Below are 19,944 nucleotides of genomic sequence, written 5' to 3'. Positions count from 1 at the left end.
GGGGCAAGCCCGCCTTCAGTACCGTCGCGCGCGCGCGTCACGGTAGGCTTCCGCCGCCGCCACCAGCGCACTGAACAGGCTGCGTTGCGCACCCAGGTAAAGCAGGAACTCGGGATGCCACTGCACCCCGAGCAGGAACGCATGGCCCGGGTCCTCCACGGCCTGGACAATGCCGTCGAGGTCGCGTCCTGACACCCGCAGCCCGGTGCCCAGGCGGTCGATGGCCTGGTTGTGCAGGCTGTTGACCTGCCGCGGCCCCGGACCGAGCAGCCGCGCCAACCGCGTGTCCGGCTCGATGTGCAGCGTCTTCAGCGGCAGCACGGTCCAGCGGTTCGAGGTCTTGCTGCGGCGGGACGCAAGCTCCTGGAACAACGTGCCGCCCCGGCGCACGTTAAGCAGCTGCGCGCCGCGACAGATGCCCAGCAGCGGGAGGCCCGCGGCCAGCGCATGGTCGATCACCGCCGACTCGAAGGCGTCGCGCGCCGGGTCGTGGCGTGGCTCGACTTCGGGCTCCGCCGCATACAGCACCGGGTCGACGTCGTGGCCGCCGGTGACGACGACACCGTCGAACTGCGGCAAGGCAGCCTCCTGGCCCGGCCTGAGTTGCAGCGGCCGCGCGCCGTAGCGCCGCAGGGCAAGGCTGACCAGCAGGCGCGGACCAAAGGCGCCGCGCCGCGGACCGGTGACGGCGATCAGCGGCGCAGCCATGTCGAGGCGACCTCGTGGGCCCAGTCGCCGAGCCAGCGCTGCAGCGGGCGGGAGAGAAACCGGGCGTAGGCGTCACAGCAGGACGCCAGGCGACGGGGGCTCGCCGCCAGGGATTCCACTTGCAGCCAGTCGTTCCACGCGACGCGGAAGCCCCATTCGGGCCGGTGGATGTCGCAGTTGGGCAGGCGGTAATGCAGGGCCGGCCGCGGTTTTACCAGCGGATCGTCCACCACTGCGCGCACCCGCTCTTCGTCCAGGTGCAGGAACAGGGGCAGGAAGTCCAGGGCCCGGTTCCGCGTCGGGTTGAAGGCCAGGTAATCATCGATCAGCGTGTCGAGATCCGGCGCGTAACCCGGCCGCACCACCTGGCGCACGTAGTCCAGGGGGAAGGGGTCGATGTAGCTGGTGATGCGCCTGGTGAGGTCGACTTTCGCGCGCATGAGGAGCCAATCGTACAGGCACAGGAAAGCCTGCAGGTACGGCGTGACGTCGCGCGCGGACAGGCCCGGCATCTCGGGATTGAACTGCATGGCGAAGGCATAGCCGACGCTGTCCGAGGTGCCCCTTGCTCCGGCCTCGCGCAGCAGTCGGATGACGTCCTCGATCTCGTGCAGGCGGTGCAGCGGCAGCGGCGGGCTGACGAGTTCCAGCGGCACGACCAGGTCGGCCAGCGCCTTGAGCAGGTCTTCGGCGGAGTCACGCAACTCGTCCAGCAGGTCTTCGGCGCCGCGTTCCTCGTGCCCGAGGCGCTGCAGGAAATCGAAGTCCAGCTCGACGGCCCACTCCCCGGCCGGATCGCCGGCGAGAACGCGACGATAGCGCCCGTCGGTGCTGATGGAGAGATTCAGCCGCGCGGCCACGAGCTCGGCGATATCGTTGAGCTCGAGCCCGGTCATCTCCAGCTCGACGCCGACCCTGCGCTCGCGCCCCCGCGCTGTGCTGCGGCGGCGGGGCAGTCGCAGGCGGGTGTGGCTGCTGGCGGGTACGCGCTTGCTCAGTCTTCTTCCCGCTCTTCTTCCAGCTCGGCGTCGAATTGCGTGCCGGTGGCCGAGCCGTCGAAATCCCCCTCGCGATAGAGCAGCTCGTGCTCGCCGATGATGACGGCGTCACCGTCCTTGAGGGTCTTGCGACGCACGCGCCGGCCACCGAAATAGATGCCGTTCGTGCTTTTCAGGTCCTCGATGATGGCCGAGTTGTGTCCCACCGTGAGGTGGGCGTGGTGCCGGCTCACGAAACGGCTGTCCAGCTGGATGTCGTTGTCGGGCGTGCGACCGATGACGAAGCGCCCCCGCGGCAGCGGATATTCCTGCGGTTCTTCGCCACGGCAGGACACCACGATGCGCGCGATGATGTCCTGGTCCAGCGTGACCCCGGCGCGGAAACGATTGGTGCGGCTGGCGTAGTCGGTCCACTGCAGCTCTTCTACGGCCTCGCGCAGGTCGTCAGCGCTTACCGTGCCGCGCTCCTCGCTGAAAGCGACCAGCATCGCCGTGTCACACAGCGTGTTGATCAGCCGGGGGACGCCGCCGGTGTAGCGGTACACGAGCGGGAAAACCTCGGGTGCGAAGATCTCTTCCTCGGCGCCGGCGATAGTGAGCCGATGCCGGATGTAGGCCTCGGTCTCCGCCTCGGTGAGCGCCTTGAGGTGGAAGCGCAGGCGCGTGCGTTGCGCGAGCTGCTCGAGTTCCGGCGAATCCAGCGTGGCGTTGAGCTCGGGCTGCCCGGCGAGGATGATGCTCACGACCCTGCCGGCGCCGGGGCCGACGTCGGAGAGCATGCGAATCTCCTCCAGCACGGTGGTGTCGAGGTTCTGCGCCTCGTCCACGACGATGACCACGCGCCGCCCTTCCGCCAGCAGCTCGCGCAGGTGGGTGCTCAGTGCATCGAGCAGCTCGGCCTTGCGCATGTTGAAGGGGCGGATGCCGAACTGCGCCAGGACACTCTGCAGGAACTGGACCGCCGTGACCTGCGTCTGGTGGATGCGGGCCACGGTGACGCCGTCGTCGAGCTCGGAAAGGAATTGTTCCAGCAGTGTCGTCTTGCCGGCCCCGATCTCACCGGTGACGACCACGAAGCCGTCGCTGAACCACACCGTCGACTCCATGTAGGCGCGAGCACGCGCGTGCTGCTTGCTGAGAAACAGGAAGCGCGGGTCGGGGCTGAGCCGGAACGGGTGTTCCTTGAGGCCGAAGGATTCCAGGTACATGCGTCAACCGTCTGGCGCCTTGCGGCGCGGGATCAGGCGACCACTATAAGCGGCCCGCCACCGCGCGCAAGCGACGCGGTTCATGTTTCAGGCCAGCGCCGCCAGCCGCGCCAGGGCCGCATCGCGTTCCACGGCAGTGGCGCATACCACGGTGCAATGCCCCAGCTTGCGGTTTGGCCGCGCCGTCTTGCCGTAGTCATGGTAGTGCGCGCCCTCGATCGCCAGCACGTCATCGAGCGGCGGCATGCGCCCGATGAAGTTCACCATGGCGGCGTGGCCCGTGGCCTGCGTCGAGCCCAGCGGCAGGCCGAGAATGGCGCGCACGTGGTTCTCGAACTGGCTGGTGACGGCGCCCTCGATGGTCCAGTGCCCCGAGTTGTGCACCCGCGGCGCCATCTCATTGGCAAGCAGGACGCCGTCCAGCAGGAAGAATTCCACGGTCAGCACGCCGACGTAATCGAAGCGTTCGAGCAGGGCGCGCAGGTGGCGTTCGGCCAGCGCCTGCAGCGCGGCGTCATCCCAGGGCGCGCGCGTCTGGCGCAGGATGCCGTGCGCATGGCTGTTCTCCGCCAGGGGCCAGAACGCCGTCTCGCCGTTGCGGCTGCGCACGCCGACCAGGGAGAGCTCGCGCTCGAAGGGGACGAAGCCCTCGAGGATCGCCGGCACGCCGCCCAGCGCAGCAAAGGCGCCGTCCAGGTCGGCCGTTGTCTCGAGCCGCAGCTGGCCGCGGCCGTCGTAGCCGAGACGCCGGGTCTTGAGTATGGCCGGCAGGCCGACCGCAGCGACGGCGGCCTCCAGCCCGGCCTGCGAATCCACTGCCGCATGGGGCGCCGTGGGTATGCCGAGCTCGGCGAACAGGCGCTTCTCCGTCAGCCGGTCCTGGCCCGCGCCGAGGGCCGCGGGCGGCGGGAAGAAGGGCACGCGGGCGGCGACTGCTTCGGCGGCGTCCTGCGGCACGTTCTCGACGTCGAAGGTCACGATATCCACGGCCTCGGCGAGCGCGCCCAGCGCAGCCGGATCGTCGAAATGCCCCGGGATGATGCGCCCCACCTGCGCCCCGGGCGCATCGGGGTCGAGGTCCACGAAGACGAAGCGCTGGCCGAGCGGATAGCCCGCGAGTGCCAGCATGCGTCCCAGCTGGCCGGCGCCGATGATGCCGATGTTCATTCGGTGTCGGGGGCGGCGGGATCCGGCGCCGCCAGCACCTTGCGGGTCTGCTCGGCGCGGAAGCCTTCCAGCGCGGCGAGGATTTCGGGCCGCCCGGCGGCGACGATCGCCGTCGCGAGCAGCGCGGCGTTGACCGCCCCGGCGGTGCCGATGGCCAGCGTCCCGACCGGCACGCCGGCGGGCATCTGCGCAATGGAGAGGAGCGAGTCGAGCCCGTTGAGCGCCTTCGACTGCACCGGCACCCCGAGCACCGGCAGGCTGGTCTTGGCCGCCGCCATGCCAGGCAGGTGAGCGGCGCCGCCAGCGCCTGCGATAATCACTTCGAGTCCGCGCCCGCGCGCGCTCTCGCAGTACTCGAACAGGAGGTCGGGCGTGCGGTGCGCGGAGACCACCCGTGTCTCGTGCGGCACGCCGAGGGTCTCCAGCGTCCGGGCTGCGTGCTGCATCGTGCTCCAGTCGGAGCGCGAGCCCATGATGATGCCGACCAGCGTTTTCATCGCGCTATTCTAGCAGCGCCGCGCCGGCTGGTGCGCCATCCCCGTGCGCGCGCTCGACCAGCGTCTTGAGCTCCCGGAACAGGCGGCGGGAAGCCCCGCTGCGGCCCTCGCGTGCGGCTGCCAGCGTTTCTTCCAGCCGCTGTCGTTCCTCCGGCGTCACCACGGCGTGCGCCGCCACGAAGTCCCGCAGCACCGCGTCTCCGCCTTCGAGCATGCGGTCGCGCCACTGCTCGGTGAGCTTGAACAGGCGCGCCTCGACGCGGCTCGGGCGACTGCGCGCCTCAAGGAAAGCCTGCAAAGGCGCCGGGTCGACGTCGCGCATGAGGCGGCCGATGAACTGGCAATGCCGGCGCCGCGCCTCGTGCGACCGGATCGGCCCCAGTTCCTCGAAGGCCTGCAGCAGGCGCTCCGGCAGTTGCAGCGGCGCGAGGTCTGCGCGCGGCAGGGCAGCCAGTGCTTCGCCGAGTGACTGCAGGGCCTCGGCGTCGCGCTTGCGCCGGCTCTTGCTCGGCCCCTCGTGATCGCTCACAGTGCCGCCTCGAGCGCCTGCAGCAACTGCTCGACCTCGCCCAGGGTGTTGTAGTGCGCCATGGAAATGCGCACCACGCCCTCGTCGCGCGGCAGGCCCAGCGCTGCGACCAGCCGCGGGGCATAGAAATGGCCGTGCCGGATGCCGATCCGCGCCGCGTCCACCGCGGCGACGATTTCCCCGGGCCGCTTGCGCGCGGAGACGAAGGAGATCGTCGGCAGCCGGTCCGGACCGGCCTCCGCCGCACCGATGACGCGGACGTCGCGCCGGGTCGCCAGCCAGTCGAGCACGGCGGCGGTCAGCGTGCGCTCGTGCGCGCTGATGACATCGAACGCCGGCTGCCCATGGCGGGTCTCGAGCGCGTCGAGGTACTCGGGCACGGCCGCGGCGCCCCAGGCCAGCTCGTAGGGCCACGCGCCCGGCTCCAGTCGCGTGGCCGGCGCCGGCGCCGACATCCACTCATGGTTGAGGTTGGCCAGCATCGCGGCGCCGTCTGCCGAGCAGGACAGCAACGCGCAATGCGGGCCGAAGACCTTGTAGAGGCTGAAGGCGTACCAGTCGATACCGAGTTCCGCCGGCGCGAGGGCGCGGTGCGGCGCGTAGGCGACGCCGTCCACGCAGCAGCGCGCGCCGACGGTGCGTGCGCGCGCCACCACCGGACGCGGGTCGATCACGCTGCCGAGCAGGTTCGAGGCGTGAGTGAAGCACACCAGGCGCGTGCGCGGGCCGAGCAACTCGTCGAGGTCCTCCGCTTCCGGCCGCATGCTGTCCGGGCGGACGCGCCACCAGCGGATGCGGATGCCGTGCGCCTGCAGCCGCAGCCATGGGCCGATATTGGCCTCGTGGTCCGCCTCGCTGACCACGATCTCGTCGCCCGGCGAGAGCGTGGGCAGCAGCGCCCGCGCGAGCCGCGACAGCAGGGAAGTCGTCGCGGCGCCCATGGCCAGCCGCTCGGGTGGCAGGGCTGCGCCACCGCCGCGGCTGAACAGGCCTGCCAGCGCCGTCCTGGCCCTGGCCTGGAGCTCGCCTGCCTCGGCCGAGGGGCCGTAGGTGGCGCCGAGCTGCACCGGCCAGCGCCGCATGTACTCCGCCGTGCGCGCGGCGACAGCCTCGAGCGTGGCCGCGCCGCCGGCATTGTCCATCAGCACCCAGCCACCCTGGAGCGCCGGGAAGTGCCCGCGCACCCAGTCGAGATCCAGTGCTGCAGTGTCCAGTCGCGTCACGCTCATATCCCCTGCGAGGGGCCGGGATGATAGCACGGGGGTTTGCTACACTGCGGCGCCTGTTCCGGGCTCTCCGGACCGAGAGGAAACACGATGTCGTCGTCTGATCTGAGCGATCTCGAGGCCGCGCGTGCGCGACTCGAGGCGCTGGCCGAAGATGCGCTGGCGCGCGCCCGCAAGGGCGGCGCCTCGGCCGCCGAGGTGGGCGCGAGCCTGGCCGGCGGCCTGTCGGTGACGGTGCGCAAGGGGGAGGTGGAAACGCTGGAGCACCAGCGCGACCGTGGCTTCAGCGTCACCGTCTACTTCGGGCAGCGCAAGGGCAGCGCCAGCACCTCGGACCTCGCGCCCCGGGCCATCGAGGAAACGGTCGACAAGGCCTGCACCATCGCGCGCTACACGGCCGAGGACGCCTGTGCGGGCTTGCCTGACCCGGAATGCATGGCGGTCGATCCGCCCGACCTGGACCTGGACCACCCCTGGCACATCGATCCGGACCAGGCGGTCGCCCTGGCGCGCGACTGCGAGGCGGCGGGACTGCAGGCCGACGCGCGCATCACCAACACCGAGGGTGGGTCACTCTCCAGCCACCGGGGTTTGCGGGTCTACGCCAACACCCACGGTTTCAGCGGCGGCTACGCCAGCACCAGCCATAGCCTCAGCTGCGCGCTCATCGCCGGCAAGGGCGACCAGATGCAGCGGGATTACTGGTACACCCTGTCGCGCTGCGCGGACGTGCTGGAATCGCCGGAAGCGGTCGGACGCCGTGCCGCGGAGCGCACCTTGCGCCGGCTCGGCGCGCGCAAGCTGGCCACGCGCAGCGTGCCGGTGATTTTCGTTGCCGAGCTGGCACGGGGCTTTCTCGGCCACCTGGTCGGCGCGGTCAAGGGCGGCGCGCAGTATCGCAAGGCGAGCTTCCTGCTGGATGCGGCCGGCACGCAGGTGCTGCCCGACTGGATGAGCCTGGAGGAACGGCCGCACGTCGAGCGCGCGATTGGCTCTGCGCCCTTCGATGCCGAGGGCGTCGCCACGCACGACCGCGTGCTGGTCGCAGCGGGCGTGCTGCAGGGCTACGTGCTTTCCAGCTATTCGGCACGCCGCCTGGGATTGCGCACCACGGGCAATGCGGGCGGCATACACAACTTGCGCGTGCTCGGCGACGGGCGGGATTTCGACGCCCTGTTGCGGCAGATGGGACGCGGGCTGGTGGTGACGGAACTCATGGGCCAGGGCGTCAACGGCGTGACCGGCGATTACTCGCGCGGCGCCAGCGGCTTCTGGGTCGAGGGCGGCGAGATCGCGCACCCGGTCCACGAGGTGACGATTGCCGGCAACCTGAAAGACCTGTATCTCGACATCCAGGCCATCGGTTCCGACGTGGATACGCGCGGCGTCATCCAGTCGGGTTCGCTGCTCGTCGGACGCATGACGGTGGCCGGCGACTGACGGTACCTGGCTTCAGACCAGGTCGGCCAGGGTGTGGCCGTCGAGGCTCCGGGTTTCCGCTTCTCGCGCCGAGCGCAGCACATCGGCCGCCGGCTGCGCGTCGCTGCGCATTTCGCCGCGCACGGCGGCGAGAATTTCCGCCACGCTGATGGCGGCCGGCGCGCGCCCCGGCACGAAGGTTTCTTCTTCGGTAAGCAACAGCAGTCCCGCCTGCTCGAGGTGCGCGGTGATCTCTTCCAGCGCGCGCGCCGGGTACTGCAATGCCTGGGCCAGCTGGGCAAAGCCCGGCCGGCGGCCGTGGTGGAAGCCGCGCGCCACCTGCTGCATGATCGCCAGCGCCAGGTTCTCCACCTCGGTGATGGACAGTTGCAGGCGCGAGTGGCCATAGCGCAGTCGCCCGGGGTTCTGGACGTAGAACGCCACCTGCGCGCCGAGCAACAGGATCAGCCAGGACAGGTAAAGCCAGATCAGCGCCACGATGGCGATGGCGAAGCTGGAATAGATGGCGGCGTAACGCGTCGAGCCCACCACTATGGAGGCGAACAGCGAGCCGCCCAGGGTCCATGCGATGCCGGCCACGGCGGCGCCCACCAGCGCAGCGCTGATGCGCACCCTGGTGTTGGGCACGAAGGCATAGACGAAGGCGAACACCAGCACCACCAGCACGAAGGGCGCGAGGCGGCTGAGCAGCGCGATGAGCGAGCCGAAGGGCTCGATGCCGGTGATGGCCTGCATGGCGGCGCTCGAGTTGATGGTCGCGAGCATGCCCATGGCCGTGACCATCAGGATCGGCCCCACCAGGATCACGCTGAGATAGTCGCTGAAGCGCCGCGCGATGCTGCGCGACTGCTGGACCTGCCAGATGTGGTTGAAGGTGTCCTCCACCTTCTGCACCATCGAGATCACGGTGAACACCAACAGCGCCAGGCCGATGCCGCCCAGCACGCTGCCGCGCACGTTCTCGACGAACGCGATGATCTGGCTGGTGATCTCTGCGCCCTTGTCGCCGAGCGGCGCGAGGAACTCGTACAAGAGGGGCTCGACCTGCCGGTGTACGCCGAAGCCCTTCAGCACCGAAAAACTGAACGCCAGCAACGGGACGACCGAGAGCAGGGTGGTGTAGACCAGGCTCATGGCGCGCAGGGTGAGCTGGCCCTGGGACAGGTCGCGGGCGACGGCGTAGGCGAAGCGCGCCGGCAGCAAGAGCAGGCGCCGCAGCGGCTGGCGGGTGGCGCCGGAATCCTCCCACAGCAGCCGTTCGCAGCGCGCCAGCAGGGCACGGCTCATGCCGGGAACAGCTCTGTGTCGCCGGTGAGTCGGCGGTAGGCCTCGCGGTACTTCGCGGCGGTGCGGGCGATGATCTCCGCTGGAAGCCGCGGCCCCGGCGCCTGCTTGTCCCAGTCCAGGGTCTCGAGGTAGTCGCGCACGAACTGCTTGTCGAAACTGGGCGGGCTCGAGCCGGGCGCCCACTGGTCGGCCGGCCAGAAGCGCGACGAGTCCGGCGTCAGCGCCTCGTCGATGAGGTAAAGGGTGCCGTCGTCGTCGCGGCCGAACTCGAACTTGGTGTCGGCAATGATGATGCCGCGCTCGCGCGCGTAGCGGGCGGCCTCGTCGTAGATGCGGAGGGTCAGGTCCCGCACCTGTTCGGCGAGCTCGGCGCCGACGATGCCGACCATGCGGTCGAAGCTGATGTTTTCGTCGTGCTCGCCGACCGCGGCCTTGGTGGCGGGCGTGAAGATCGGGTCCGGCAGGCGGTCGGCCTGTCGCAGCCCGGCGGGCAGCGGGATGCCGCACACGGCTCCGCTGGCCTGGTAGTCCTTCCAGCCGGAGCCGATGAGATAGCCCCGCGCCACAGCCTCGACCGGCAGCGGCCGGAGCCGGCGCGTGACGCTGCTGCGCAGCCGGTAGTCCTCGCCGCAGACACCCGGCGGGAGGACCGACTCCACCGGCCTGTCCAGCAGGTGGTTGGGGACCAGTGCGCGCGTGCGCTGGAACCAGAAGCGCGCCGTCTGGGTCAGGATCTCGCCCTTGCCGGGGATCGGATCCGGCAGCACCACGTCGAAGGCCGAAAGGCGGTCGGTGGCGACCATGAGGAGGGTGTGCGCGTCCACTGCGTAGACGTCCCGCACCTTGCCCCGATGCAACAGCTCCAGTCCGGGCAGGGCGGATTCGAACAGCGTGCTCATGCTGCGGCCGCGCCCGGATGGCCGAGGCCGGACCGGCTGGCGGCGAATGCACGTGCTGTTAACATTGGGGCTCCCGTAGAGGCACAGGCCGTGATCCCCCGAATTCTCACAGCGCCCCGGCGCGCCCGTCAAATGCGCCCGTCGCGCGCACTGCTTCCGGGAGCATGCCGATGAGGTGGGCCGGCAAGCTCACGGGCGCGATTATCGGTTCGCTGGCCGGTCCCGTTGGCGCTGCGGTGGGGCTCTTCCTCGGGCACCAGTTCGACCGCGGCATGGAACGTCCGGCCGGCGGCGGTGGCCTGGGATCCGGCGATGTCGGCCAGGTGTTCTTCGCTGCGACCTTCGGCGTCATGGGCCACGTCGCCAAGGCCGACGGACGCGTCAGCGAGGCCGAGATCCAGGCAGCGCGCGGCATCATGAGCCGCATGCGGCTGACGCCGGAACAGGTGCAGGCGGCCATCGGTATCTACACCGCCGGCAAGGCGCCGGACTTCCCCCTGCAGGACACGCTGGCAAGCCTGCGCGCGGCGCTCGGTTCGCGGCGGACGCTGCGCCGGGCGTTCCTCGAGATCCAGATGGAGGCCGCGCTGGCCGACGGGCAGCTGCGTGCGCAGACACGGGAGGTGCTGTGGCGGATCGCGTCCGCGCTGGACCTGGGACGGGTCGAGATGGCCCAGGTGGAGGCGTTGCTGCGGCTGGGGCGGGGCTTCGGCGATCGGCGCACGGCCGTCGCCCCGCGGCCTTCCGCCGCGGACGCCTACCGCGTGCTCGGGCTGGAACCTGGCGCCAGTGATGCCGAGGTCAAGCTCGCGTACCGGCGCCTGATGAACCAGCATCATCCCGACAAGCTGCGCGCCCGCGGCATGCCGGATTCCATGATCCCGATGGCGGAGGCCAGGACGCAGGAGATTCGCGCCGCCTGGGAGACGGTGCGCGCCGCGCGCGGCATGCGCTGAGCCCCGGTGGCGACACAGGGTGGGGCGCGGGGCCGGGTTGGGGTAGAGTGTCGACGCCATGACTGACCCGCAGGACCCTGCCATGTCGGACTACCGCATCGCTCCCTCCATCCTGTCCGCCGACTTCGCCCGCCTCGGCGAGGAAGTAGACGCCGTGCTCGAGGCCGGCGCCGACATGGTGCATTTCGACGTGATGGACAACCATTACGTGCCCAATCTCACCATCGGGCCGATGGTCTGCGAGGCCCTGCGCAAGTGGGGCGTCGAGGCGCCCATCGACGTGCACCTGATGGTGCGCCCGGTGGACAGGATGATCGAGTCCTTCGCCAGGGCGGGGGCCAGCTGGATCACGTTCCACCCCGAGGCCAGCGAGCATCCCGACCGCAGCCTGCAGCTGGTGCGCGACCTCGGCTGCAAGTCCGGCCTGGTGTTCAACCCGGGCACGCCGCTGCACTGGCTGGACTACCTGGCCGACAAGGTCGACATGATCCTCATCATGTCCGTGAATCCCGGCTTCGGCGGGCAGAAGTTCATTCCCTCCGCCCTGCGCAAGATCGCCGCGGCACGCCGCTTTATCGACGACAACGGCTTGCCCATCCGGCTCGAGGTGGACGGCGGCGTGAAGGTCGACAACATCGCCCAGGTGGCGCAGGCCGGGGCGGACACCTTCGTCGCCGGTTCGGCGATTTTCGGTTCGGCAGATTACGCCAGCACCATCACCGCGATGCGGCGCGAACTCGCGGGTGTAGACGTCGACGTGGACTGAAGCGCCCGGTCGGGCTGGTCAGGAGGTGCGCTGCGCCCGTTGCTGGGGCCGCACGCCGTGCACCACGATGGTCTTGCCGCGCGCTCGCAGCAGGCCCTGCTCTTCGAGCACCTTGAGGACACGCCCCGCCATTTCGCGCGAGCAGCCCACGAGGCGCGACAATTCCTGGCGACTCACCTTGATCTGCATGCCGTCGGGATGGGTCATGGCATCCGGCTCCGCGCACAGGTCCATGATGGCATGCGCGATGCGCCCGGTGACGTCGACGAAGGCGAGGTCGCCGAGCTTGCGATTGGTGCGCTCCAGGCGCATGGCGAGCTGGGTGGCCAGCTCGAACAGGAGGCCGGGATTGTCTGCAGCGACCTGGCGGAAGCGGGCGTAGGTCATCTCGGCGATTTCGCAGGCGGTGCGCGTACGCACCCATGCGCTGCGGGTCGGCTGTTCGCCGAACAGGCCCATCTCGCCGAAGAACTGGCCCTTGTTGAGGTAGGCGAGGACCATCTCGTTGCCGTCGGCGTCCTCGATCATCACTTCCACCGAGCCGTCGACGATGTAGTAGAGCACGTCGGGCAGGTCGCCGGCATGGATGATGACCGTCTTGGACGGTATGGACCGTATGCGACAGAGCCCCAGAAAGCGGCTCATGGCAGGAATCTCGTTCCCCCTCCCCACGGACTCAACCATTCGCTGGCCTCGCTGCTTCTTATGTAAAAAGCCTTATGGCGCGCACCCTTTTAACCCACCGCCGGGGCAAGGGCAAGGGGAGCCGGGAGTCGGCGGGGTCAAATCCAGTACGCGGTGCGCGTCATGACCTTGGACATGAGCGTCATCAGGCCCCTGGCCGGTGCAGGCAAGGGCAGGCCGCCCGCGGCTCGCGCCTCGGCGCCGTGATGCGCCTCGTCGACCTTCATCTGCTCGATGATGGCCCGGCTGCGCTGGTCGCCGGGGGGCAACCAGCCGAGATGCTCCTCGAGATGGTTGATGACCTGCGCCTCCGTCTCGGACACGAAGCCGAGGCTCCAGCGGTCACCGGCCAGGCCGGCTCCGGCGCCGAGCACGAACGCCCCCGTGTACCACAAGGCGCCCAGCCGGCTGGGGGTGTCCCTCAGCTCCTCCAGGCGTTGCTCGCACCAGGCCAGGTGATCGAACTCTTCCACGGCCGCCTGTGCCATCGCCTCGCGCACCGTTTCCAGGCGCGCGGTGAGCGCCTGGCCCTGGTAGAGGCCCTGTGCCATGACTTCGCCGGCGTGGTTGACGCGCATCAGCCCGGCGGCATGGCGCCGCTCGCGATCGCTGAGCGTGTGTTCCGGGATGTCGCCCGCCGGATTGGGCCGGGACGGCGGCGGCGGCGGGCCGAACACCGTGCGTACCGCCTGGTCCAGTTGTTCCAGGGCGCGATCGACCGGCGTCAGCTTGCGTGCGTTCATGAGTCGGATTCTAGCGCAGCGACGACCAGCGAGGCGGGATGCAGCACCGCGACGTCGAGCCCCGCGCGCGCCAGGCCGGCCTTGAAATGCAGGGCGCAGCCGACATTGCTGGTGACCAGCGCATCGGGCGGAGCGTGGCGCAGCTCGTCGAGTAAAGGTTCGAGCAGCGCGTCCGCGAGCGCGGGCTGGCTGAGGAAGGTCTCGCCGGCCGCGCCGCAGCACCCCGCGGGGAGCTCGCGGAAGGTCACCCCCGGCAGCCGGTCCAGCAGGCGGCGCACGCTGTCGCCGGATCCGGTGACGTTGCGCTGGGTGCAGGGCACGTGCAGCACGACTTCGCGGTAGCGGCCCGGGTGCAGGTCGAGGCGGGCGTCGGCGAGCAGCTCGGAGGGATCGACGACGCGGCGTGCAAGTGCCCCGCCTTCAGCGCCCGCAAGACGTTCGTAATCCATCAGCGTGGCGGCGCAGCCGCTGGCGCAACTCACGAGCGGGGCGTCGCCCGCGAATGCCTGCAGGTTGCGTCGCGCCAGCTGCGCGGCGCGTTCGGGCCGGCCCGCATGCTGGTCCAGGGCCCCGCAACAGCGCTGGCGCCGCGGCGACTCGACGCGCCAGCCCGCCGCCTCGAGCGCTTGACGGACGTCGTCCAGGGTGGCGCCGTCGAGCGCCGCGCCCACGCAGCCCGTGAACAGCTGGACACGGGTCGCCGGCCCGTTGCGCGAGGCCGCCTGCAGCGTGCGCGGCGCGCGCGCGTCTCGCGGCAGGAGGCCGGCGGCGCGGCCAGGGAGCCTGCCGATCATGTGCGCCAGCCTTCTCATGCCCGGCAAGCCGCCGAGCCGGGCCGCAATCCGCAGCAGCACCGGCCGGCGCAACAGCGCCGCGAAAGCCCGCTGCATCGGTGCGTCGCGCACGCCCCGTTGCGCCAGCAACGCGCGCCCGGCATCGATCAGTTCGCCATAGGGCACCTCGGCGGGGCAGGCGCGCTCACAGGCGCGGCAGCCCAGGCAGCGGTCGAGATGCCGCACCAGCGCCGCATCGGCGTCGAGGCGGCCGCGCGCCAGTCCCTGCATCAGGGCGATGCGTCCGCGCGGGGACTCGCCCTCGATGTTGTCGACCGCGTAGGTGGGGCAATGTGGCAGGCACAGGCCGCATTTCACGCAGCGGTCGGCGAGTTCCAGCGGGAAGCGGGTCGTGGTGACGGAAGGCGGCATGGAGCAGGTCCACGGGCTGGGTCGTGCATGGGTACTTTTGCTATTCTATCCGGCTTCGGTTGGAGGGCGTGGCGCCCACAGGGAGACAACTAAATTGGACAACAGGATATTTCGTCTGTCGGCGCTGGCGCTGGCAATCAGTGCGCTGGCGGCACTGCCGGCGGCGGCCGGCGCGGAAGAGACTCCGGTCGGCCTCAATGGACGCGCGGCTTTCAGCTTCGCCGAGTCTCGTGGCAACACGGACAACCAGGCGATCACCGGCGAGGCCGAGGTCCAGTACAGGACGGACGGGCGCTGGGTTTACGACAGCCAGTTCGGCTTCGTCACGCGCGAGGAGAACAATATCCGCACCGAGGAGCGCTATGATTTTCGCGCCACGGCGAACTACTTCTGGACGCCGGACAACTATTTCTTCGGGCGGCTCGCCTGGCGCAAGGACAACTTCGGCTCCGTACGGGAAGAAACAGTGCCCAGCGTCGGCTATGGCCGCGTGCTGATCCAGAACGACAAGCATTCCCTCAAGGGCGAGATCGCTCTCGGCTACCGCTTCGCCGAGCTTTCGGATGGCACCGAGGAAGAAGGTGTCGCGGTGACTACCGGGGCGCGCTACCTGTGGAACCTGTCCGAGACCACCGACGTATTCCAGAACCTGCTGGTGCAGTGGTCTTCCGACAACACCTTCCTCGAGAGCGAAACCGGGCTGACGACCAACCTGGTCGGCAACCTCAACGGCCGCGTGAGCTATCGTGTGCGCCGTAACAGCGACGTGCCGGTCGGCACCCGCAACTCCGACTTCCTCACCACCATCGGTGTCGAGTACAGGTTCTGAGTCATGGCCTGGTACCGCCACCACCTGTTTTTCTGCACCAACCGGCGCGAGGACGGCCGGCCATGCTGCCAGGAGGCGGGCGCCGAGCCGGCGCGGGCCTGGACCAAGGCCAGGGTGAAGGAGTTGGGGCTGGCGGGACCCGGCAAAGTGCGCGTCAATAACGCGGGTTGCCTCGACCGTTGCGCAGAGGGCCCGGTGGCGGTGGTCTACCCGGAAGGCGTCTGGTACACCTACGTCGACCAGGAGGACCTGGAGGAGATCATCCAGGAGCACCTGGTCCACGGTCGCGTGGTGCAGCGCCTCATGCTGCCTGCGGAGCCTCCGGGCGAGGGAGACTGAAGCCGTCGACCCATGTTTTGTATGGGTTTTTACCGCAGGACAGGCCGGGCGAGAGGTCCAGGCCCTTGCATGGCAAGGGGTCGTGGATTATATTTCCCTGCTTTTCGCCTGCCGCTCATCCTTTTTGGAGCTGGGACATGAAGACTTTTTCCGCCAAGCCGGAAACCGTGCGCCGCGACTGGTTCGTGGTGGACGCCTCGGGCAAGACGCTGGGCCGGCTGGCCACTGAGCTGGCGCGCCGCCTGCGCGGCAAGCACAAGCCGGAGTTCACGCCGCACGTCGACACCGGCGATTACATCGTGGTCATCAATGCCGACAAGGTGCGCGTCACCGGCAAGAAGATGTCGGACAAGGTGTACTACCACCACACCGGCTACATCGGCCACATGAAGTCCGAGACGCTGGACAAGCGCCTGCAGCGCGCCCCTGAGCAGGTGCTCGAGGAAGCCGTGAAGGGCATGCTGCCGAAGAACTCGCTCGGTCGACAGATGCTGAAGAAGCTGCGCATCTTCGCCGGTGCGGAACACACCCATCAGGCCCAGCAGCCCCAGGCGCTGGAGATCTGAGCTCGCCAGGTAAAGATATGAGCATCGACATGAATTACGGCACCGGCCGTCGCAAGACCTCCACGGCGCGGGTGTACATCCGCCCCGGCAAGGGCACTATCACGGTCAACAGCAAGCCGCTTGACGAGTTCTTCGGGCGCAAGACGGCACGCATGATCGTGCGCCAGCCGCTCGAGCTGACCCGCATGGACGATCGCTTCGACGTGGAAGTGACCGTGCACGGCGGCGGCACCACCGGCCAGGCCGGCGCCATCCGCCATGGCCTGACGCGGGCGCTGGTAGACTACGACCCGTCGCTGAAGACGTCGCTGCGCCAGGCCGGGTTCGTCACCCGCGATGCGCGCGAGGTGGAGCGCAAGAAGGTCGGCCTGCGCAAGGCGCGTCGCGCCACCCAGTACTCGAAGCGCTGAGCAGAGCAACGCGCTTCCCGAATTGGGGGATCGTCTAGCGGTAGGACTACGGACTCTGACTCCGTCAACCCAGGTTCGAATCCTGGTCCCCCAGCCAAACGAGAAAACGGGGCCCCGCAAGGGGCCCCGTTTTTTCGTTGGGGGAGCAGGATTAGAACCTCAGGTTCGATCGGGAGCTGCGCGTCAGCGCGGCGACCAGACGGTGGAGCGAAGCGACGCCGCCCGCAGGGCGAGGGCCGCAGGCCCGAGTCAATCCTGGTCCCCCAGCCAAACGAGAAAACGGGGCCCCGCAAGGGGCCCCGTTTTTTTTTGGCTCAGTATTCGATGCGGCGCACGCCGTCGTCGGTCGCGGCCAGCGTAAGGTGGGCTTTCTGGTGTCCGAAGATGCCGACGGTGACCACCCCGGGGATGCTGTTGATACGGTCTTCCAGTCGCACCGGGTCGACGATATCGAGGTGGCGCACGTCGAGGATCACGTTGCCGTTGTCGGTGACGAATCCCTCGCGGTATTCGGGCAGGCCGCCGAGCTTGACCATCTGGCGCGCAACGTAGGAGCGCGCCATCGGGATGACCTCCACCGGCAAGGGGAAATCGCCGAGCACCCGCACGACCTTGCTGTCGTCGACGATGCAGATGAAGCGTCGTGAGGCGGCCGCGACGATTTTCTCGCGCGTCAGGGCGCCGCCCCCGCCCTTGATCATGTGGCCGGCGCCGTCGATCTCGTCAGCGCCGTCGATGTAGAGATCCAGGTCGCCGGTGCTGTTCAAATCGCTGACGGCGATCCCGTGTCCCTGCAGACGGGTCGTGGTGGCCTCGGAGCTCGATACGACGCAGGCCAGCGCCACGCCGCGCTCTGCCAGCGCATCGATGAAGCGGTTGACGGTCGATCCCGTGCCGACACCCAGCCGGCATCCGTCCGGCACCTCGGCCGCTGCGGCGCGGCCCACTGCGGTTTTCTTGCTGTCCTGGTCCATGGTTTCGTCTTGCCTCCAGTTATCAGGTGCCGAATAAAGCGAGGGCCGAGCCGCTTAGCGCGGACCCGGCCCTCGAATTTCGCTATGGCCCCGGAAACAGCCGGGGCCGCGAGACGGATACGCCTACTTCTTCTTGGAAGCCACCTTCTTCTTCGAGGCTACTTTCTTCTTCGTAGCCGGCTTCTTCTTGGCAGCGGGCTTCTTCTTCGCCGCAGGCTTCTTCTTCGCCGCAGGCTTCTTCTTCGCCGCAGGCTTCTTCTTCGCCGCAGGCTTCTTCTTGGCAGCCGGCTTCTTCTTCGCCGCAGGCTTCTTCTTTGCTACCGCCTTCTTCTTCGCAGCAGGCTTCTTCGCGACCGCCTTCTTGCGAGCAACCGGCTTCTTCTTCGCAACTGCCTTCTTGCGAGAAGCCGGTTTCTTCTTGCTGGCAGCCTTCTTCTTTGATGCAGCAGCCATGATCATCTCCGTGTAGTGGGTTCGCGCTGCTGTATATACAACAACGCGAAACTTCCAGCAAACATATCAACGCATTCTTTCGTCCGGCATCTCGAGTGCCGCGGCGCGGTCGCGCCCGCGACAACCCGCCGTGTCGTGTAAAGAGTCTTGAGGATATCGATTTCGCCAGCTATTTGCCTTGCGAAAGCGATTCGATGAATTTCCATTGCAGCGCAGTCACCGGCATCACCGACAAGCGGTTGCCCTTGGCAAGCAACTGGAACCCGGACAGTGACTTGTCGGCGCAAGACTTCAGTTCGCGCAGACTTACGACGCGTGAGAACTTCTTCTTTAGCTTCACGTCGACCATGAACCAGCGTGGATTTTCCGGATCGCTCTTGGCATCGAAGTGGTGGTCTTCGGGATCGAATGCCGTGTGGTCGGGATAGCCCTCGCGCACGATTTCGACGATGCCGGCGATGCCCGGCACCTCGCAGTTCGAGTGATAGAAAAAGGCGAGGTCGCCTTTTTTCATCTGGTCGCGGAGCATGTTGCGCGCCTGGTAATTGCGTACGCCATCCCAGCAGGTCGTCTTCTGCGGCGCCCGCGCCAGGTCGTCGATGGAGAACGCCTCCGGTTCCGACTTCATCAGCCAGTAATTCATGCTCGTGTTCCTCTCTTGTGCAGACCTCGTTCAGTGACCACGAGGTGCAACGGTACGTCCCAGGGTTGTTGCGGCAGTGTGCCGACCTGTTGCAGGGCGAAGGCGGCCCCGATGAGTACGGGGCGGCGCCAGCGGCGCTGCAGCGCGCGATCATAGTAACCGCCGCCCATGCCGAGCCGGTTGCAGTGCGCATCGAACGCCACCAGCGGAATGATGACCAGGTCGAGCCCGGCAACGCCGACTTTGCGCCGGCCGACCGGCTCGGGGATGCCGAAGCTGTTGCGGCGCAGCCGGCCTTGGCTGCTCCACGGCGCAAAGCGCATGGCGCCCGCATGGCCGACCACCGGCAGGTAAAGGCGCTTCCCGCGCCCCCATGCATGTGCCGCCAGCGCTCTCAGGTCGGGTTCGCCATCCGCGGGCCAGAACAGGGCGATGCGGCGCGCGGCATGGAAGGCGGGCAGGCGCCGGATGCGCGCGATGATCGCGCGCGTAGCCAGCGTGCGCCGGCTGCCGCTCAGCGCCCGGCGCCGCAGGCGCATCTCCCGGCGCAGGGCCGGCAAGGCGTCGACTGGGGGGTTGCTGGAGAGAATAGGGTGGCGCCTCCCGCCTGTGCCGTTACGAACCATTGCTCTCGAACCAGAGCAATAGGTGGGGCCGGCAATCGCGCCTAAGGCTTTCCGCTTGCAGCGGGCTTGCGCACTGGCATCGACTGGTCCCGGCCCCTGGGTGGTTAATTAGGGTCGAGAGGAACCCGGCCCATATCGAACACCGCAGGAGGCGCCAAGACTTATAGACTCGCCGCGGGCAGTTACAGTTCCAACTGCTTGCCATCCTCGAGCGCCGCCTCGACGCGCTCGCGCAGCGTCTTGAGCCGCACCCCGACACGCGTCTCGTGAGACTGGTCCCGGTTGCGCCCCTTGAGGAGGTCGTTGGCGAGGTTGAGCGCGGCCATGACCGCGATCCGGTCGGTACCGACCACGCTGCCGGCGTCACGGATCTGTTTCATGCGGGCGTTGAGGTACTCCGCCGACCGCAGCAGGTCGTTCTGCTCATCGGTGGCGCAGGCGAACTGGTATTCCTTTTCCAGGATGCGCACCGACACGCGTGCGGTGTCGCCGCTCACGAGCCGTGCTCCATGGCCTTGAGCCGGCCGATCATCGCTTCCACGCGCGTCCGCACCTGCTCGTTCTTCTGCATCAGCGAGGCGCGCTCCAGCATGAGGTTCTCCTGCCGCTGGCGCAGCGACCGATTCTCCTCCTTCAACTGGCGGCATACCGCCACCAGCTCCTCGAGTCGGTGCTCGAGGCGCTTGAGTTCGATGTCCACTGCCTGGGCGCTGCCTTCGTCCATGGCCGCAACTATAGTTAGGCCCCCGGGGACGGTCAATCAGCCCTGGCGCCATGCGGCGCCGGTCCCC

At 68.6% G+C, this 19,944-nt stretch carries 25 protein-coding genes, 1 tRNA gene and 1 other RNA gene; 9 read left to right on the top strand and 18 right to left on the bottom strand.

Annotated elements, in window-relative coordinates; genetic code table 11:
• Window positions 1-15 precede the first annotated feature (15 nt).
• The 7 genes from G8346_RS09310 to G8346_RS09280 form a co-directional block, all read right to left on the bottom strand.
• Complete coding sequence (locus G8346_RS09310; RefSeq protein ID WP_166050474.1) at window positions 16-708, bottom strand: gamma-glutamyl-gamma-aminobutyrate hydrolase family protein; 693 nt, start codon at window positions 706-708, stop codon at window positions 16-18.
• Window positions 693-1,664: an amidoligase family protein gene (locus tag G8346_RS09305; protein WP_255453995.1), complete on the bottom strand. Its 972-nt coding sequence runs from the start codon at window positions 1,662-1,664 to the stop codon at window positions 693-695. Before G8346_RS09305 ends, G8346_RS09310 begins: the two co-directional genes overlap by 16 nt.
• A 38-nt stretch (window positions 1,665-1,702) precedes the next feature.
• The gene (locus G8346_RS09300) at window positions 1,703-2,914 is read right to left on the bottom strand and encodes an AAA family ATPase (RefSeq protein ID WP_166050470.1); all 1,212 of its coding nucleotides are present in this window, start codon (window positions 2,912-2,914) and stop codon (window positions 1,703-1,705) included.
• An 87-nt stretch (window positions 2,915-3,001) separates the two neighbouring features.
• On the bottom strand, window positions 3,002-4,081 hold the full coding sequence (locus G8346_RS09295) for a 5-(carboxyamino)imidazole ribonucleotide synthase (RefSeq protein ID WP_166050467.1): 1,080 nt from the start codon (window positions 4,079-4,081) through the stop codon (window positions 3,002-3,004).
• Window positions 4,078-4,578, bottom strand: a complete 501-nt coding sequence (gene purE, locus G8346_RS09290) for a 5-(carboxyamino)imidazole ribonucleotide mutase (RefSeq protein ID WP_166050465.1) — start codon at window positions 4,576-4,578, stop codon at window positions 4,078-4,080. The genes G8346_RS09295 and purE overlap by 4 nt, the downstream gene beginning before the upstream one ends.
• A 4-nt stretch (window positions 4,579-4,582) precedes the next feature.
• Entirely contained in the window at window positions 4,583-5,107 is a 525-nt protein-coding gene (gene yjgA, locus G8346_RS09285) for a ribosome biogenesis factor YjgA (protein ID WP_166050464.1), read from the bottom strand.
• Window positions 5,104-6,330 carry an aminotransferase class V-fold PLP-dependent enzyme gene (locus G8346_RS09280; RefSeq protein ID WP_166050462.1) on the bottom strand — a complete coding sequence of 409 codons (1,227 nt, stop codon included), beginning with the start codon at window positions 6,328-6,330 and terminating at the stop codon, window positions 5,104-5,106. Before G8346_RS09280 ends, yjgA begins: the two co-directional genes overlap by 4 nt.
• A 93-nt stretch (window positions 6,331-6,423) precedes the next feature.
• Here G8346_RS09280 and pmbA point away from each other — a divergent pair, with 93 nt between their 5' ends.
• Window positions 6,424-7,773 (top strand): metalloprotease PmbA, encoded by a 1,350-nt coding sequence (gene pmbA, locus G8346_RS09275; protein WP_166050460.1) that lies wholly within the window; start codon window positions 6,424-6,426, stop codon window positions 7,771-7,773.
• Between the two features lie 12 nt (window positions 7,774-7,785).
• Here the strand turns inward: pmbA and G8346_RS09270 are convergent, their stop codons facing one another.
• Window positions 7,786-9,060, bottom strand: a complete 1,275-nt coding sequence (locus G8346_RS09270) for a YhjD/YihY/BrkB family envelope integrity protein (RefSeq protein ID WP_166050457.1) — start codon at window positions 9,058-9,060, stop codon at window positions 7,786-7,788.
• The gene (locus G8346_RS09265; protein WP_166050455.1) at window positions 9,057-9,959 is read right to left on the bottom strand and encodes a phosphoribosylaminoimidazolesuccinocarboxamide synthase; all 903 of its coding nucleotides are present in this window, start codon (window positions 9,957-9,959) and stop codon (window positions 9,057-9,059) included. The genes G8346_RS09270 and G8346_RS09265 overlap by 4 nt, the downstream gene beginning before the upstream one ends.
• Before the next feature lie 164 nt (window positions 9,960-10,123).
• Between G8346_RS09265 and djlA the strand changes: the two genes are divergently transcribed.
• Entirely contained in the window at window positions 10,124-10,915 is a 792-nt protein-coding gene (djlA, locus tag G8346_RS09260; protein WP_166050453.1) for a co-chaperone DjlA, read from the top strand.
• An 82-nt stretch (window positions 10,916-10,997) separates the two neighbouring features.
• Window positions 10,998-11,681, top strand: a complete 684-nt coding sequence (gene rpe, locus G8346_RS09255) for a ribulose-phosphate 3-epimerase (protein WP_166050660.1) — start codon at window positions 10,998-11,000, stop codon at window positions 11,679-11,681.
• An 18-nt stretch (window positions 11,682-11,699) separates the two neighbouring features.
• On the opposite strand, the gene crp is transcribed toward rpe, so the two are convergent.
• From crp to G8346_RS09240, 3 genes are all read right to left on the bottom strand, one after another.
• Entirely contained in the window at window positions 11,700-12,365 is a 666-nt protein-coding gene (gene crp / locus G8346_RS09250) for a cAMP-activated global transcriptional regulator CRP (RefSeq protein ID WP_166050451.1), read from the bottom strand.
• A 98-nt stretch (window positions 12,366-12,463) separates the two neighbouring features.
• Window positions 12,464-13,108, bottom strand: a complete 645-nt coding sequence (gene coq7, locus G8346_RS09245) for a 2-polyprenyl-3-methyl-6-methoxy-1,4-benzoquinone monooxygenase (protein WP_166050450.1) — start codon at window positions 13,106-13,108, stop codon at window positions 12,464-12,466.
• Window positions 13,105-14,313 (bottom strand): (Fe-S)-binding protein, encoded by a 1,209-nt coding sequence (locus G8346_RS09240; protein WP_166050448.1) that lies wholly within the window; start codon window positions 14,311-14,313, stop codon window positions 13,105-13,107. The genes coq7 and G8346_RS09240 overlap by 4 nt, the downstream gene beginning before the upstream one ends.
• A 94-nt stretch (window positions 14,314-14,407) precedes the next feature.
• Between G8346_RS09240 and G8346_RS09235 the strand changes: the two genes are divergently transcribed.
• From G8346_RS09235 to G8346_RS09215, 5 genes are all read left to right on the top strand, one after another.
• On the top strand, window positions 14,408-15,142 hold the full coding sequence (locus tag G8346_RS09235; RefSeq protein WP_166050446.1) for a YdiY family protein: 735 nt from the start codon (window positions 14,408-14,410) through the stop codon (window positions 15,140-15,142).
• 3 nt (window positions 15,143-15,145) lie between these two features.
• Entirely contained in the window at window positions 15,146-15,481 is a 336-nt protein-coding gene (locus tag G8346_RS09230; RefSeq protein WP_166050444.1) for a ferredoxin, read from the top strand.
• A 137-nt stretch (window positions 15,482-15,618) separates the two neighbouring features.
• Window positions 15,619-16,047 carry a 50S ribosomal protein L13 gene (gene rplM, locus G8346_RS09225; protein ID WP_166050442.1) on the top strand — a complete coding sequence of 143 codons (429 nt, stop codon included), beginning with the start codon at window positions 15,619-15,621 and terminating at the stop codon, window positions 16,045-16,047.
• 17 nt (window positions 16,048-16,064) lie between these two features.
• A complete protein-coding gene (gene rpsI / locus G8346_RS09220) occupies window positions 16,065-16,457 on the top strand; it encodes a 30S ribosomal protein S9 (RefSeq protein ID WP_166050440.1) in 393 nt (130 codons plus the stop codon).
• A 23-nt stretch (window positions 16,458-16,480) separates the two neighbouring features.
• Window positions 16,481-16,554 (top strand) — tRNA-Gln (locus G8346_RS09215).
• Window positions 16,555-16,771: 217 nt separating this feature from the next.
• Here the strand turns inward: G8346_RS09215 and rpiA are convergent.
• On the bottom strand, window positions 16,772-17,431 hold the full coding sequence (rpiA, locus tag G8346_RS09210; protein WP_166050438.1) for a ribose-5-phosphate isomerase RpiA: 660 nt from the start codon (window positions 17,429-17,431) through the stop codon (window positions 16,772-16,774).
• A gap of 133 nt (window positions 17,432-17,564) precedes the next feature.
• Between rpiA and G8346_RS09205 the strand changes: the two genes are divergently transcribed.
• Window positions 17,565-17,900 carry a hypothetical protein gene (locus tag G8346_RS09205; protein ID WP_166050435.1) on the top strand — a complete coding sequence of 112 codons (336 nt, stop codon included), beginning with the start codon at window positions 17,565-17,567 and terminating at the stop codon, window positions 17,898-17,900.
• A 153-nt stretch (window positions 17,901-18,053) separates the two neighbouring features.
• On the opposite strand, the gene G8346_RS09200 is transcribed toward G8346_RS09205, so the two are convergent.
• From G8346_RS09200 to G8346_RS09180, 5 genes are all read right to left on the bottom strand, one after another.
• The gene (locus G8346_RS09200; RefSeq protein WP_166050433.1) at window positions 18,054-18,527 is read right to left on the bottom strand and encodes an EVE domain-containing protein; all 474 of its coding nucleotides are present in this window, start codon (window positions 18,525-18,527) and stop codon (window positions 18,054-18,056) included.
• Window positions 18,524-19,087 carry a 5-formyltetrahydrofolate cyclo-ligase gene (locus G8346_RS09195; RefSeq protein WP_240901377.1) on the bottom strand — a complete coding sequence of 188 codons (564 nt, stop codon included), beginning with the start codon at window positions 19,085-19,087 and terminating at the stop codon, window positions 18,524-18,526. The genes G8346_RS09200 and G8346_RS09195 overlap by 4 nt, the downstream gene beginning before the upstream one ends.
• Window positions 19,088-19,123: 36 nt before the next feature.
• A non-coding RNA gene (ssrS, locus tag G8346_RS09190) (6S RNA) lies at window positions 19,124-19,307 on the bottom strand.
• Between the two features lie 28 nt (window positions 19,308-19,335).
• Window positions 19,336-19,650 carry a cell division protein ZapA gene (locus tag G8346_RS09185; RefSeq protein WP_166050431.1) on the bottom strand — a complete coding sequence of 105 codons (315 nt, stop codon included), beginning with the start codon at window positions 19,648-19,650 and terminating at the stop codon, window positions 19,336-19,338.
• Window positions 19,647-19,877 (bottom strand): TIGR02449 family protein, encoded by a 231-nt coding sequence (locus G8346_RS09180; protein WP_166050429.1) that lies wholly within the window; start codon window positions 19,875-19,877, stop codon window positions 19,647-19,649. The genes G8346_RS09185 and G8346_RS09180 overlap by 4 nt, the downstream gene beginning before the upstream one ends.
• Between the last annotated feature and the right edge of the window lie 67 nt (window positions 19,878-19,944).

It is taken from the genome of Thioalkalivibrio sp. XN279 (genome assembly GCF_011089885.1).
Classification (GTDB): Bacteria; Pseudomonadota; Gammaproteobacteria; order Steroidobacterales; family XN24; genus XN24.
The sequence above is the reverse complement of the archived record's forward strand: the minus strand, read 5'-3'. Positions and strand labels throughout refer to the sequence as shown.